Below are 13,580 nucleotides of genomic sequence, written 5' to 3'. Positions count from 1 at the left end.
CCACCGTTGTGGGCGCACTTCCTGGCCCGTGAAACGCCACAGACGTGACGTTTCGGGCCAGGAAGTGCGCCCACAACCTCGAAGGGTCAGCGGAAGCGGCGCCCCTCGTCGCGGCGGTAGGCCACCACGGCCAGCGTCGTGAACACCGCCGTCCAGCCGAGCAGCACCGGCCACGCCCAGGCGTAGGCGTCCGCGCCGGTCAACGCCTGCACCAGCAGGTCACGACCGGCGCGGGTCGGCGTCACCTGCGACAGGGTGTCCAGCCAGGACGGGAACATCATCGGCGGCAGGAACAGCCCACCGGCGAACGCCAGCGGGAACAGCACGACCTGCACCACCGGCAGCGCCGCCTTCGCCGACAGCGAGTAGCCGACCGCCATGCCCAGCAGCACGAACGGCACCGACGCCGCCAGGATCACGCCGATGCCGGTGAGCAGCTCCAGCAGCGTCACCGAGGCGGCCGTGAACAGCCACCCGATGACGATCAGCGGCACCAGCCCGAACAGCGCGAAGATCGCCCCGTTGAGGATGCGCGCGATCATGCGGGGCGCCGGCCCGGCCGGCAGCGAGCGCACGAACGGGTCGAACGGGAGCTGGCGGTCCTCGGCCACGCCGAGCCCGTAGGTGAACAGGCTCGCCGAGCACACCGCGAACAGCGACAGCCCGGCCACCGCCATCGTGGCCGCGAGGGGGTTCTGGGCGACCTGGCTCTGGGGCACCACGAAGAAGAACATCGCCAGCGAGGGGAAGAGCATGTTCCCGAGCACGGCGATCGGGATCCGCACCGTCTCGAGGAACTGGAACTTCAGGTGCAGCCAGGTCAGCACCACCGGGTTGAGGGTGCCCGACGGCGGTGCCTGCGTGGGTGCGGCGGGCGCGGTGGTCATCGTCCCGCTCCTTCCAGGGGGTTGTCGTCGGCGACCATCTCGGCGAACGCCTCCTCGAGGCTGGCGCCGCGGATCTGCAGGTCGGAGAACTCGACGCCGGAGGTCACCAGCGCGCGGACCAGCGCGTCCGCGTCCGGGGTGTAGAGCTGCTGGACGCCGTCGCCGCGGTGCTCGCCGCGGGAGACCCCGGACCAGGACGTGAGGTCCGTCGTCGTGCGCACGGACACCCGCCGCAGCCCGACGCGGCTGAGGATGCCGTCCAGGGAGTCGTCGGCGCGCACGACGCCGTGGTCGATGACGACGACGCGTTCGGCCAGCGCCTGCACCTCCTCCAGGTAGTGGCTGGTCAGCAGCACCGTCCCGCCGCCGGCGTGGTACTGCCGGATCGCGTCCCAGAGCGCCTGGCGGGCGGTGACGTCGAGGCCGGTGGTGGGTTCGTCGAGCAGGACCACCCGCGGCCGGCCGACCAGGGACAGCGCGACGGCGAGGCGTCGCTTCTGCCCGCCGGACAACGACCCGGTCTGCTTGCGCGTCTTGTCGGTGAGCCCGAACTGCTCGAGCAGCTCGGCGGTGGGTACCGGGTCGGGGAAGTGCCCGCCGACGAAGTCGACGACCTCGCCGACGCGCAGCGTCGGGGGCAGGCCGGTCTCCTGCGGGGTGATGCCGAGCCCGACCCGGGTGGCGGCGTCGCGCGGGTCGCCGCCGAGCAGCCGGACGGTGCCGACGTCAGGCCGGCGCTGCCCGCTGATCAGCGACAGCAGGGTGGTCTTGCCGGCGCCGTTCGGGCCGAGCATCCCCACGAGCTCGCCCGGGGCGACGTCGAGGCTGACGTCGTCGAGGGCCGTGACGTCGCCGAACCGGCGCGTGACGCCGTCGACGGTGATGACGGTCATGCTCCCGCTCCTCTCAGCAGGTCGTTCAGGGTGGTGGTGTAGTCCTCGAACGCTCGTCGACCGGCGGTGGTCAACGTCAGGTAGGTGGCCGGCCGGCGGCCGGCGTGCGTCTTGGTGACCTGCACGTAGCCGGCGTCCTCCAGCCGGCGCACGTGGGTCGAGAGGTTCCCGGCGGTCATCTCGAGCAGCTTCTGCAGCTTGGGGAAGGTGATCTCCTCGTCCGGGGGCAGCGCCGCGAGCGCCGCGACGACGCGGAGCCGCGCCGGTGCGTGGATGACGGGGTCGAGGTCGCTCATGCGGCGTCCCGCTCGACGGCGGTGCTCGCGGGGGCCGGCGTGCCGGTGCGGCGCCGTCGCGCGGCCAGGGCGACCTCGACGACCGCCATGACGAGGAATCCCCCGCCGCCGGCCGCCGCCATCACGAGGTAGGTGGTGGGCATGCCGGCGAACGTCGCGGCACCGGCCACGAGGATGATCCACACCCCGAGCCCGTAGAGCCGGACCTCGCCGAAGCAGGCGGCGCCGCCGAGGTACATCAGGCCCACGATCACGCAGGCCAGCGCGTTGGCGACCAGGCCGATGACGGCGTCGGAGGCGCCGGCGTCGGCGATCCCGCCGAGGATCAGCCCGTAGACGGAGAACCCGACGGGCCACCCCCATCCCCACAGGGCGCCGGCGCGGGCGCTCGGCCCGCGGGTGCCGGCGGTGCGTCGCACGATGTGGACGATGGTGATCGCGACGGCGGCGGCGAGCAGCGCGAAGAAGACGGCGAAGGCGACGCCGCCGGGGCTGGCGCCGGTGTCGCGGGCACTCACCCACAGGACCGTGTAGCCGACTCCCCAGGCCACGGCCCAGGTCCCGAAGAGCAGGCGACCGTCGGGTTCGAGGCCTCGGCGGGCACGCTCCTGGGAGGCGGCGATGAGGCGCTGGGACTCCGCGACATCGAGGCGGGGGTCGTCGCCGGTCGGCGTGCGGTCGACGTGAGCGTTCATGGACGGACTCCTCGGGATCAGCAAACCACTTTGTAATGCAAACTAGTTTGAAGGATGGCACAGCCCGGCGCCCGCCACAACCCCCTCCCGGCGCGGGCACCAAATGTGATATCACTTTGATAGCGCCAGGACGGCGTGCCCGACGAACCCAGGGAGCCACCCCGATGACCGACCCCGCCCCCACCCGCGACCTCGGCGCGCCCGCCCCGACCGGCACGCCCGTCGGCCACGCCGGCACCCGCGTCGACATCGCCGAACGGGACGCCTGGTCCCTCGGGGCCGGTGGGACCGTGCTCGCGATCGTGCTCGCCGCCGCCCTCCTCCTGCTCGGCATCGCCACCATGCTCGCGGCCGGCCCGGTCGGCATCGTGCCCGGCATCCTGCTCGCCGTCGTCGGCGTCCTGCCGCTGACCGGCATCGCCGTCGTCAGCCCCGGCCAGACCCTCGTGGTCCAGTTCTTCGGTCGCTACGTCGGCACCGTGCGGCGCACCGGTCTGGTGCTCACCGTCCCGCTCTCCACCCGTTCCAAGGTGTCGGTGCGCGTACACAACTTCGAGACCAGCGAGCTCAAGGTCAACGACGCCGACGGCAACCCGATCAACATCGCCACGATCGTCGTGTGGCAGGTCGCCGACACCGCGCGGGCCAGCTTCGCCGTCGAGGACTACGACGACTTCGTCGTGGTGCAGTCCGAGTCCGCGCTGCGGCACGTGGCCATGTCCCACCCGTACGACGGCGGCAACGGCACCGAGTCGCTGCGGGGCGCGACCGAGCTCGTGTCGGACGAGATCGCCGCCGAGGTGGCCGAACGGGTGGCCGTCGCCGGCGTCGAGGTCATCGAGGCACGCATCTCCCACCTCGCCTACGCGCCCGAGATCGCCCAGGCGATGCTGCAGCGCCAGCAGGCCGGCGCCATCATCGCGGCCCGCGAGCGCATCGTGGACGGCGCGGTCTCCATGGTCGAGACGGCACTGCACCGCCTCGAGGCCGAGGACGTCGTGGCCCTCGACGACGAGCGCCGCGCCACGATGGTCTCCAACCTGCTCGTCGTGCTGTGCGGGGAGAGCCGGGCCACCCCGGTCGTCAACGCGGGGTCGCTCTACCAGTGACGAGCCAGGCGGCAGCGTCCGGGGACGACGACGGCACCCCGGCGGGCGGCGACGCACCGGAGAGTGCCGGGCCCGCCGCAGGGTCGCCGTCGTCGACCGGACGCCGGCCCGCCCGCAAGCAGGTGCCGCTCCGGCTGGACCCCGCCGTCCACGAGGCGCTGGCGCGATGGGCCGCCGACGACCTGCGCAGCGTCAACGCGCAGATCGAGATGCTGCTGCGCCGGGCGCTGCGCGACGCGGGTCGAATGCCCCGCGACGCCCGTCCGCCCCGCCGACCGGGCCGGCCGCCGTCGGCCCCCTGACCCGGCCCCTGACCTCAGCTGTGGGCGCACTTCTTGGGCGTCGAAAACACACATTCATCTCATTTCAGGCCACAAAGAGCGCCCACAGCGGTGCGGAGGGGTGCCTAGGCTGGGGCGGTGACCGCACCGCAGACCGCCCCCGCGGCGCCGTGGACCCCGCCCGCACCCGCAGCACCCGTCCGCAGCGCCCGCGACCGCCGTCGGACCGGCGCCGAGATCTGGCTCGTCCTCGGCCTCAGCCTCGGCCAGAGCGCCGTCTACGCGATCGTCAACATCGTCGCCCGGCTCACCTCGGGCACGGCGCTCGCCGAGCAGTCGGCCACGCTCAACGCCTCCCGCTCGGCCCGCCCCTACCTCGACCTGACCTACCAGCTGCTCGGCATCGCGTTCGCCGTCCTGCCCGTCGCGCTCGCGCTCTACCTGCTGTCCGCGCGCGGACCCGGGACGCTGCGCCGGATCGGGTTCGACGCCGCCCGGCCCGGCCGCGACACCGCCTGGGGGTTCGCGCTCGCCGCCGCCATCGGCATCCCCGGCCTCGCGTTCTACGCGCTCGGCCGGGCGCTCGGCATCACCGTCGAGATCCAGGCCAGCGCCCTGAGCGAGTACTGGTGGACCGTGCCCGTCCTGATCCTCGCCGCCCTGCAGAACGGCCTGCTCGAGGAGGTCATCGCCGTCGCCTACCTGCACGAACGCACCGCCGACCTCGGCTGGCACCGGCTCACGTTCATCGTCACCAGCTCGCTGCTGCGCGGCTCCTACCACCTCTACCAGGGCATCGGGCCGTTCCTCGGCAACGTCGTCATGGGCGTCGTCTTCTCCTGGTTCTACACCTCACGGTGGGGGCGCCACCGGGTGCTGCCCCTCGTCGTCGCGCACACCCTGCTCGACGTCGTCGCGTTCGTCGGCTACGCGTTCGTGCCCGACGCGTGGCTCGCGGCGCTCGGCGTGGGCTGAGCCCTCCGCCGGGCCTGCTCGACCGGGTCGGGCACCGGCAACGACGCGAGCAGCCGGCGCGTGTACTCCTCCCGCGGCGAGCCCAGCACCTCGGCCCCCGTGCCCTCCTCGACGAGGCGGCCGCGGTAGAGCACCGCGATCCGGTCGGCGAGCCGGTCCACGACCGCCAGGTCGTGGGAGACGAACAGGCACGCGAACCCCAGCTCGTCCTGCAGCTCGGCGAACAGCTCCAGCACGCGGGCCTGCACCGAGACGTCCAGGGCCGACGTCGGCTCGTCCGCGACCAGCAGCTCCGGCTCGAGGGCCAGGGCCCGCGCCAACGACGCCCGCTGCCGCTGACCGCCGGAGAGCTCGTGCGGGTACCGGTCGCCGTAGGACCGCGGGAGCTGGACGGCCTCCAGCAGCTCGTCGACCCGTCCGCGCGCCGCGTCCGGGGACGACGCCCGCCCGTGCACCACCAGCGGCTCGGCCACGCACTCGGCGATCGTCAGCAGCGGGTTGAACGACGTCGCCGGGTCCTGGAACACGAAGCCGAGGCGAGGACGCATGTCCGCCAGCGCTCGCCCCCGCGCACCGCGCATCTGCGTGCCCAGCACCCGCAGGGAACCGTCCGTGACCGGCTGCAGGCCCGCCACCGCGCGCGCGATCGTGGTCTTGCCCGACCCCGACTCGCCGACCAGGCCCAGCACCTCGCCGGGGCGGATCGTCAGGGACACGTCGTCGACGGCGGTGAAGCCCGGCCGGCGGAACCGGCCCGGGTAGGTGATGGTCAGGTGCTCGGCCGCGACGACGGGGTCGGCGTCCGCCCAGCCCTCCGGACGGGCAGCGGCCCGGGCCTCGGCGCGCGCCGTCCCCTCGCCGACGCGAGGCACCGCACCGAGCAGCGACCGCGTGTACTCGGCCTGCGGCGCGGCGAAGAGGTCCGCCACGGGAGCCTCCTCGACCACCTTGCCGTGGAACATCACCGCGACCCGGTCGGCGAGGTCCGCGACCACACCCATGTTGTGCGTGATGAGCACGATCGCGGTTCCCGTGGAGTCCCGCAGGCTGCGCAGCAGGTCCAGGATCTCCGCCTGGACCGTCACGTCCAGCGCGGTCGTCGGTTCGTCGGCGACGATCAGCCCGGGGTTCAGCACCAGCGCCATCGCGATCACCACGCGCTGCTTCTGCCCGCCGGAGAACTGGTGCGGGTAGTGGTCCACCCGCTGCTCCGGGTCGGGGATGCCGACCGTCCGCAGCACCTCGACGGCGCGCCGTCGGGCCTCCTTCGCCGAGACCCTGCCGTGGGCGCGCAGACCTTCGGTGATCTGCCAGCCCACCGTGTACACGGGGTTCAGGGCGGTGGACGGCTCCTGGAACACCATCGCCACGTCCCGGCCGCGCACCTGACGCAGCTCGCCCGCGGACACGTGCACGACGTCGGTCTCCGTCCCGTCGCGCCCGCTGAGCACGACGGCGCCGCTCGCCGTCGCCGTCGCCGGCAGCAGCCCGAGGACGGTCTTGGCCGTCACCGTCTTGCCGGACCCGGACTCGCCCACGATGGCGAGCACCTCGCCGGGTGCGACGTCGAGGCTGACGCCGTCGACGGCCCGCACCGGGCCGGTGTCGGTGGCGAACGAGACTGCGAGTTCGTCGATCCGCGCGACGGGCGTGCTCATGAGTCCTCCTTCGGGTCGGCGGCGGCCGACGACTCCCCCGCCGGCGCGGTCGCGACCGACGTGGCGGCGACCGATCCGGCGACCTTCCGGTTCCGGGCACGGACCCGCAGCCGCGGGTCGGCCAGGTCGTTGAGCGACTCGCCGACGAGCGTCATGCCCATCGCGGCCAGCACGATCGCCAGGCCCGGGAACAGCGCGGTCCACCAGATGCCGGACGTGACGTCCGCGACCGCCCGCTGCAGGTCGTACCCCCACTCGGCGGCCGCCGTCGGCTCGATGCCGAACCCGAGGAAGCCGAGGCCCGCCAGGGTCAGGATCGCCTCCGAGGCGTTCAGCGTGACGATGAGCGGCAGGGTGCGCACCGAGTTGCGCAGCACGTGGCGGGTCATGATGCGCCGGTGCGGCGTGCCCAGCACGCGCGCGGCGTCGACGAACGCCTCGGACTTGATGCGGACCACCTCGGCCCGCACCACGCGGAAGTACTGCGGCACGAACACCACCGTGATGGACAGGGCCGCGGCCAGCACCCCGCCCCACATGCTCGACTGTCCGCCCGAGATGACGATGGCGAGCAGGATCGCGAGCAGCAGGGACGGGAAGGCGTAGACGGCGTCGGCGACGAGCACCAGGATGCGGTCCGCCCAGCCGCCGAAGTAGCCCGACACCAGGCCCAGCAGGACGCCGACGACGATCGAGGCCAGCACGGCGACGATCACCACCAGCAACGCCGTCTGCGCGCCCCACACCACGCGGGACAGCACGTCGTAGCCGCCGACGGTGGTGCCGAACCAGTGCTCGGCGCTCGGCGGCTGCTGGGCGCCGAACGTCCCGTCCGGCGTGCGCAGCTGCGACCAGCCGTACGGTGCGATCCAGCGCGCCCCCACGGCCGTGACCACGAACACGGCGCACAGCACCAGCCCGGCGACGAGCATGCCCCGCTGCAGGCCCACGCTCTGGCGCACCTGACGGACCACGGGCAGCCGGCGCCACCAGGCACCGCGCCCGCCCAGGTGCTCGGGGGTGGCGGGTGCGGCGCCGGGCCCCCCGGCGATCTCCGGAGCGGTCATCAGAACCTCACTCTCGGGTCGACGAGCGCGGCGATGACGTCCACCAGGAAGTTGGTCACCGCGACCACGACGGCCATGACGACGACGATGCCCTGGACGGCCACGAAGTCGCGTGCCTGCAGGTACTCCGAGAGCTGGAAGCCCAGCCCCCGCCACTCGAACGTGGTCTCGGTCAGCACCGCGCCGACCAGCAGCATGGCGATCTGCATGCCGGCCACCGTGATGATCGGGATGAGGGCCGGCCGCCAGGCGTGCGCGGTCACGAGCCGCCGCTCGCGCACGCCGCGGGAGCGGGCGGCGTCGACGTACTCGGTGCCCAGCGTCCCGATCATGTTGGTGCGCACCAGCCGCAGGAAGACACCCGCGGTGAGCAGCCCCAGGGTCAGGGCGGGCAGGAACGCGTGGGTCAGCACGTCGAGCACGACGGCGGGGTCCCCGGTGGCGAACGCGTCGACCAGCATGAAGCCCGAGTCGGCGCCGGCCTGACGCATCGCGATCTCGCCGCCGGTCGAGACCCGGCCCGCGACGGGGAACCAGCCCAGCCACACCGAGAAGATCAGCTTGAGCAGCAGGCCGGCGAAGAACACCGGCGTCGCGTAGGCGAGGATCGCGAGCACCCGCAGCACGGCGTCGGGCAGCAGGTCGCGGCGGTAGGCCGCGATCATGCCGAACGGGACGCCGAGGACGAGCGCGACGAGCACCGCGTAGGCGCTGAGCTCGAGCGTGGCGGCGCCGTACGTGGCCAGCACCTCGGTGACGGGACGGTTGTCGCTGATGGTGGTCCCGAAGTCGCCGGTGAGGATGCCCGTCAGGTACTCCCAGTACTGCACGAGGATCGGCCGGTCGTAGCCGGCGGCGGAGATGCGTTCGGCGAGCTGGTCGGGGGTGAGTCGGCCGCCGAGCGCGGCCGTGATCGGGTCACCCGTGGCGCGCATGAGCACGAACACGGTCGTGACCAGGATGAGGACGGTCGGGATGATGAGCAGGAAGCGCACCAGGACGTACCGTCCCAGTGCGCTTCCTGCCGTCGGTGCTGCAGCCACGGGCAGGGTTCCTCGATCAGCCCTTGCTCAGTGCCGCGTAGCGGAACTTGAAGGAGGCGTCGAGGGTGTCCTCGGCGCCGGTCACGTCGGCGCCGACGACGGCGACCTGCGCGCCCTGCAGGTACGGCACCGTGGACAGGTCCTGCGCCACGGTGTCCTGGATCTCCTCGATGACGGCCGCGCGCTCGTCCGGGTCCTCGGTGACGCCCTGCTCGACGATCAGCTCGTCGACGGTCGGGTTCGAGTAGTGGTTGCCGAGGAACCCGCCGTCCAGGAAGAACGGCGTGAGGTAGTTGTCCGCGTCGGAGTAGTCCGGGAACCAGCCGAGCTGGTAGGCCGGGTAGACGTCGGCCGTGCGGTCCTCGCTGTACTGCACCCACTCGGTGGTCTGCAGGTCCACGCTGAACAGGCCGGACGACTCGAGCTGGTCCTTGATCAGGGCGTACTCGTCGCCCGAGGAGGGGCCGTAGTGGTCGTTGGAGTACTGCAGGCTGAGCTCGACCGGCGTCTCGACACCGGCGTCCTCCAGGACGGTCGCGGCGGCGTCGGCGTCCGGGCCGCCCTCGCCGTCGCCGTACAGCTCCTTGAGGGACTCCGTCGCGCCGGTCAGGCCGGCGGGGACGTAGGAGTACAGCGGGGTGTAGGTGCCCTTGTAGACCTGCTCGGAGATGGCCTCGCGGTCGATGAGGTGCGCCACGGCCTGCCGGACGGCCAGCGCCATGTCCTCGTCGGCGTCGTCCTGCGCGGCACCGTGGGGCTGGGTGTCGAAGTTGAAGACGACGTAGCGGATCTCGCCGCCCGGGCCCTCGACGACCTTGACGGCGTCGTCGCCCTGCAGGTCCTCGATGTCGGTCGAGGACAGCGAACGGAAGGCGACGTCCACCGAGCCCTGCTGGACCTCGAGCTTGAGGTTGGAGGCGTCGGCGAAGTAGGAGACGTTGATCTCGGGGGTCTCGGCCTCGCCGAGCAGCCCCTGGTAGCCGTCGAACGCCGCGTAGGTGACCAGCTCGTTCTGGGTGTAGCTCGTGATGACGTACTGGCCGGCGAACGCCTGGCCGTCCACGATCTCCGCGTCCGGGGTGAGGGCGTCGGCGGAGAACACGTCCTCGTCGACGATCGGGCCGGCCGGCGAGGACAGGATCGACGGGAAGACCTGGTCGTTCGCCTCCTTGAGGTGGAAGACGACGGTGGTGTCGTCGACGACCTCGGTGCTGTCCAGGTTGTACAGCAGCGACGACGGGCCGTTCTCGTGCGCGATGGCGAGCTGGCGGTCGAAGCTGAACTTCACGTCGGAGGCCGTCAGGTCGTTGCCGTTGGCCCACGTCAGGCCGGACTTGAGGGTGACGGTGTACTCGGTGGGCGAGGTGAACTCCGCCGACTCGGCGATGTCCGGCTCCACGTCCGGGCTGCCGTAAGGCGTGTTCATCAGGAACGGGTAGACCTGGTTCATCACGGCGAAGGAGCCGTTGTCGTACGACCCGGCGGGGTCGATGGTCGTGATCTTGTCGGTCGTGCCGATGACCAGCGACTCGGCGGCGCCGCCGCCGTCCGTGCCCTCCGACCCCTCGTCGGTGCCGCTGCCGCCGCACGCCGTCAGCGCCAGCAGGACCGCCGTGGTGCCGGCCGCGGCCGCGGCCGAGCGCCGGGCCCTTCGGATCGTCCTCATGGTTGTTCCCCTCTTCGATGCGGGTCGCGGGGTCGCCGCGAGCCGTCCACAGTGACGACGTTTCTACCAGGCAACTGTGTCGCCCAGATCACGTGAGTGTGACATATCAGGAGGGTCGGACAGCGACCGGTGCGCCCCGGCGGCGTGCTGACCGGGCCGAAACGAGGCCGCGCACCTAGAATCCCGGTATGTCCCGAGCCAGCGGCGAGGTGCCCGCGGGCCGCGGTGCCGCGGGCACCTCGGTGCACGACGTGGGCTCGTTCGTCGGTGACGAGCCGGCCCCGGCGACCGGGGCCCTGCGCGCCCTGTTCCTGGGCGAGGGCGTCACGGACTCCGACGCCGGACTGGTGCGGGTGGTCGACACCCCCGAGCAGCGCGTGCGCCACCCCTCCGACCTGCTCGGCATCATCGGCAGCACGCTCGGCATCGCGCTCGTGCTGGTCCTGTCCGTCGTCGCGCACGGTACCACCGAGGGCGTCACGGCCGACGTGCGGGCGTTCAACACGTTCCTCGGCGAGCTGCTGTTCCTGCCGGTCGCCGTCCTGGAGGCGCTGGTCACCCTGTTCGTCCCGGTGGCGGTGCTCGTCGAGCTGGGCCTGCGCCGGCTCGGCCGCCAGGTCGTCGAGTCGATCGTCGCCGCCACGCTGGGCCTCGTCCTCGGCGTGCTCACGGTCCTGCTGCTGGACTGGCTGGGCAGCGACGAGCTGATCCGGGCGTTCTCCGTGTTCGCCGACGGCGCGTGGCGGCTCACCCTGCCCGGCTACGTCGCGGGCATCGCCGCCCTGCTGACCGCAGCGGGCCCCCGCACCCGACGCCGGACCGTGCGGTGGTCCTGGAACGTGCTGTACCTGGCGCTGATCATCGCGCTCATCACCGGCCAGGCGCCGCTGCCCAGCGTGCTCGTCGCCCTGCTCGTCGGCCGCCTGGCGGGCCAGACGGTGCAGTACGCCTCCGGGGTGCGCTCCGAGCGCGCCTACGGCGGCGAGCTCGTCACCGCCGTCCGTCGCGCCGGGTTCCGTCCCAACGCCCTGGTCCGGGTCCGCGGCGTCTCCGCCAGCGTCGACGACGGCGGTACCGACGTGTCCGCCGACCCGGACGCCGGTGGCACGGCGGCGGAGCGCACCGACCCCGTGGACCGCATCCCCGACGACACCGTCACCCACGTCGACTCCGCCGGGGAGGTCACCGGCCGTACCACCCTGCGAGCGCTGCTGCGCAACCGCCCCCGCTACGGCGAGCGCGGACGCGACGCCGCCGCGGTGCCGACGTCGGGCGCCCTGACCGACCCGGCGACCGTCGCCCTCACCCGCGCCAACGACACCCGCGTGTACGCGATGTTCACCCCGGACGGGACCCGCCGCGACGTCGTCGTGCTGGACGGCGACCGCCACGTCGTCGGCATGCTCACCCGCATGTGGCGCGCCCTGCGGCTGCGCGGGCTGGAGGGCCGCGCGCAGGTCTCCCTCAAGGCCGTCGCCGAGCGCAACGCGCTGCTCGCCTACGCCGCGTCCGCCGCCGGGGTCCGCACCCCGCGGCTGCTCGGCGTCGGCGAGGCGGCCGACTCCATCGTGCTCGTCACCGAGCACACCCCGGACGCCGTCGCCTGGCGCGACCTGCCGGACGACGCCCTCGACGGCCCGCAGGGCGACGCGGTCCTCGCCGCCGCGTGGGCCCAGCTGCGCCGCGCCCACGCCGCCGGGCTGACGCACCACGCGCTCACCCCGGACGTGCTGCTCGTCGCCCGGGACGACGGCGGTGGCGAGCCCCGCGTGTGGCTCACCGGCTGGGAGCAGGGCGAGATCGCCTCGACGACCCTCGGACGGCGGCTCGACCTCACCCAGCTCCTCGCGCTGCTGGCCCTGCGCGTCGGCGCCGACCGCGCGGTCGCCTCCGCCGTGCAGGCGTTGCCCGCCGCGGACGTCGCCGCCGTCGGGCCGCTGCTGCAGTCCGTCGCCCTGCCGGCCGCGACCCGGGTCGAGGTCCGCCAGCGCAAGGGCCTGCTCGACGCGCTGCGCGACGCCCTCGTCGAGCGCCTCCCCCAGGTCGACGTCCAGCCCCAGAACATCACCCGGTTCGGGGCCCGGACCGTCGTCATGCTGGCGCTGTTCATCGTGGTGATCACCGCGCTGGTCACCACCATGAACCTCGACGAGATCACCGACGCCGTCTCCCGCGCGAACCCGTGGTGGATCGTGGCGGCTTTCGCGCTCGGGGCGATCACCTGGTTCGGCGCGGCGCTGACGTTCTCCGCCTTCTCCCCGAAGAAGCTGCCGCTGTGGCGGGCGACGCTGACCCAGATGGCCGGCTCCTTCGTGGCCCTCGCAGCACCGGCCGGCATCGGACCAGCCGCACTGAACCTGCGGATGCTGACCCGGCGCGGGATCGAGACACCGATGGCCGTCGCGACCGTCGCGCTGGTGCAGGTCTCGCAGTTCGTGGTGACCGTGGTGCTGCTGGTGGTCCTGTCGATCTTCACCGGGTCCGGCGGGCTCATCGAGCTGCCGTCCATCACGGTGCTGCTGGCGATCGCCGGCGTCGCCGTGGCGGTCGTGGCCACGCTGCTCGTGCCGGCCGTGCGGCGCTGGGTGTGGGAGAAGATCCGCCCCACGCTCGAGCAGGTCTGGCCCCGGCTGTCGCAGATGCTCGGTCAGCCGACCCGCCTGGCCCTGGGGATCGGCGGCAACGTCATCATGTCGCTCGGGTACGTGCTGGCCTTCGACGCCGCACTGGCCGCGTTCGGCCAGTCCCTCAACCTGGTCGACGTCGCCGTCATCTACCTGGTGGGCAACGCCCTCGGTGCCCTGGTCCCGACGCCGGGCGGCCTGGGTGGTGTCGAGGCGGCCCTGACCGCGGGGCTCACGGCGGCCGGCGTGCCGGCGTCGATCGCCCTGTCCACCACCATCCTGTTCCGGCTGGTGACCTACTGGGGCCGGGTGCCGTTCGGGTGGGTCGCGATGCGCTACCTGGAGCGCAAGGGCGACCTCTGACGCCGACGCTCCGGACACGCGAG

General features: G+C 72.8%; 12 protein-coding genes. 4 read left to right on the top strand and 8 right to left on the bottom strand.

Features of this window, described 5'->3' with window-relative positions; all coding sequences use genetic code 11:
* Nucleotides 1-86 precede the first annotated feature (86 nt).
* The 4 genes from HDG68_RS15255 to HDG68_RS15240 are packed head-to-tail and all read right to left on the bottom strand — an operon-like array spanning nt 87 to nt 2,771.
* Nucleotides 87-887, bottom strand: coding sequence for an ABC transporter permease (locus HDG68_RS15255; RefSeq protein WP_172153505.1), 801 nt, complete (start codon nt 885-887; stop codon nt 87-89).
* Entirely contained in the window at nt 884-1,780 is an 897-nt protein-coding gene (locus HDG68_RS15250) for an ABC transporter ATP-binding protein (protein WP_172153504.1), read from the bottom strand. Before HDG68_RS15250 ends, HDG68_RS15255 begins: the two co-directional genes overlap by 4 nt.
* Nucleotides 1,777-2,076 (bottom strand): transcriptional regulator, encoded by a 300-nt coding sequence (locus HDG68_RS15245; protein WP_172153503.1) that lies wholly within the window; start codon nt 2,074-2,076, stop codon nt 1,777-1,779. The genes HDG68_RS15250 and HDG68_RS15245 overlap by 4 nt, the downstream gene beginning before the upstream one ends.
* A complete protein-coding gene (locus HDG68_RS15240; protein WP_216648522.1) occupies nt 2,073-2,771 on the bottom strand; it encodes a hypothetical protein in 699 nt (232 codons plus the stop codon). Before HDG68_RS15240 ends, HDG68_RS15245 begins: the two co-directional genes overlap by 4 nt.
* A gap of 164 nt (nt 2,772-2,935) precedes the next feature.
* Between HDG68_RS15240 and HDG68_RS15235 the strand changes: the two genes are divergently transcribed.
* From HDG68_RS15235 to HDG68_RS15225, 3 genes are all read left to right on the top strand, one after another.
* Nucleotides 2,936-3,880 carry an SPFH domain-containing protein gene (locus HDG68_RS15235; RefSeq protein WP_172153502.1) on the top strand — a complete coding sequence of 315 codons (945 nt, stop codon included), beginning with the start codon at nt 2,936-2,938 and terminating at the stop codon, nt 3,878-3,880.
* Nucleotides 3,877-4,182: a type II toxin-antitoxin system antitoxin gene (locus HDG68_RS16765; RefSeq protein ID WP_216648537.1), complete on the top strand. Its 306-nt coding sequence runs from the start codon at nt 3,877-3,879 to the stop codon at nt 4,180-4,182. The genes HDG68_RS15235 and HDG68_RS16765 overlap by 4 nt, the downstream gene beginning before the upstream one ends.
* Nucleotides 4,183-4,299: 117 nt before the next feature.
* Nucleotides 4,300-5,136, top strand: coding sequence for a CPBP family intramembrane glutamic endopeptidase (locus tag HDG68_RS15225; protein WP_172153501.1), 837 nt, complete (start codon nt 4,300-4,302; stop codon nt 5,134-5,136).
* Here the strand turns inward: HDG68_RS15225 and HDG68_RS15220 are convergent.
* Genes HDG68_RS15220 through HDG68_RS15205 form a run of 4 tightly spaced genes read right to left on the bottom strand, consistent with a single transcriptional unit; the run spans nt 5,088 to nt 10,570 of the window.
* Nucleotides 5,088-6,794 carry an ABC transporter ATP-binding protein gene (locus tag HDG68_RS15220; protein ID WP_172153500.1) on the bottom strand — a complete coding sequence of 569 codons (1,707 nt, stop codon included), beginning with the start codon at nt 6,792-6,794 and terminating at the stop codon, nt 5,088-5,090. The genes HDG68_RS15225 and HDG68_RS15220 overlap by 49 nt on opposite strands.
* Nucleotides 6,791-7,861 (bottom strand): ABC transporter permease, encoded by a 1,071-nt coding sequence (locus HDG68_RS15215; RefSeq protein WP_172153499.1) that lies wholly within the window; start codon nt 7,859-7,861, stop codon nt 6,791-6,793. Before HDG68_RS15215 ends, HDG68_RS15220 begins: the two co-directional genes overlap by 4 nt.
* Complete coding sequence (locus HDG68_RS15210) at nt 7,861-8,904, bottom strand: ABC transporter permease subunit (protein ID WP_172153498.1); 1,044 nt, start codon at nt 8,902-8,904, stop codon at nt 7,861-7,863. The genes HDG68_RS15215 and HDG68_RS15210 overlap by 1 nt, the downstream gene beginning before the upstream one ends.
* 16 nt (nt 8,905-8,920) lie before the next feature.
* A complete protein-coding gene (locus HDG68_RS15205) occupies nt 8,921-10,570 on the bottom strand; it encodes an ABC transporter substrate-binding protein (protein ID WP_172153497.1) in 1,650 nt (549 codons plus the stop codon).
* Nucleotides 10,571-10,758: 188 nt separating this feature from the next.
* Here HDG68_RS15205 and HDG68_RS15200 point away from each other — a divergent pair, with 188 nt between their 5' ends.
* On the top strand, nt 10,759-13,557 hold the full coding sequence (locus tag HDG68_RS15200) for a lysylphosphatidylglycerol synthase transmembrane domain-containing protein (RefSeq protein ID WP_172153496.1): 2,799 nt from the start codon (nt 10,759-10,761) through the stop codon (nt 13,555-13,557).
* Nucleotides 13,558-13,580: the final 23 nt, after the last annotated feature.

The organism is Isoptericola chiayiensis (assembly GCF_013149805.1).
Lineage (GTDB): Bacteria > Actinomycetota > Actinomycetes > Actinomycetales > Cellulomonadaceae > Isoptericola > Isoptericola chiayiensis.
The sequence above is the reverse complement of the archived record's forward strand: the minus strand, read 5'-3'. Positions and strand labels throughout refer to the sequence as shown.

Coding starts and splice junctions, on each gene's coding strand:
- HDG68_RS15215 (WP_172153499.1), bottom strand. CDS start 7,861: ATGACCGCTCCGGAGATCGCCGGGGGGCCCGGCGCCGCACCCGCCACC.
- HDG68_RS15220 (WP_172153500.1), bottom strand. CDS start 6,794: ATGAGCACGCCCGTCGCGCGGATCGACGAACTCGCAGTCTCGTTCGCC.
- HDG68_RS15200 (WP_172153496.1), top strand. CDS start 10,759: ATGTCCCGAGCCAGCGGCGAGGTGCCCGCGGGCCGCGGTGCCGCGGGC.
- HDG68_RS15235 (WP_172153502.1), top strand. CDS start 2,936: ATGACCGACCCCGCCCCCACCCGCGACCTCGGCGCGCCCGCCCCGACC.
- HDG68_RS15205 (WP_172153497.1), bottom strand. CDS start 10,570: ATGAGGACGATCCGAAGGGCCCGGCGCTCGGCCGCGGCCGCGGCCGGC.
- HDG68_RS15255 (WP_172153505.1), bottom strand. CDS start 887: ATGACCACCGCGCCCGCCGCACCCACGCAGGCACCGCCGTCGGGCACC.
- HDG68_RS15250 (WP_172153504.1), bottom strand. CDS start 1,780: ATGACCGTCATCACCGTCGACGGCGTCACGCGCCGGTTCGGCGACGTC.
- HDG68_RS15240 (WP_216648522.1), bottom strand. CDS start 2,771: ATGAACGCTCACGTCGACCGCACGCCGACCGGCGACGACCCCCGCCTC.
- HDG68_RS15245 (WP_172153503.1), bottom strand. CDS start 2,076: ATGAGCGACCTCGACCCCGTCATCCACGCACCGGCGCGGCTCCGCGTC.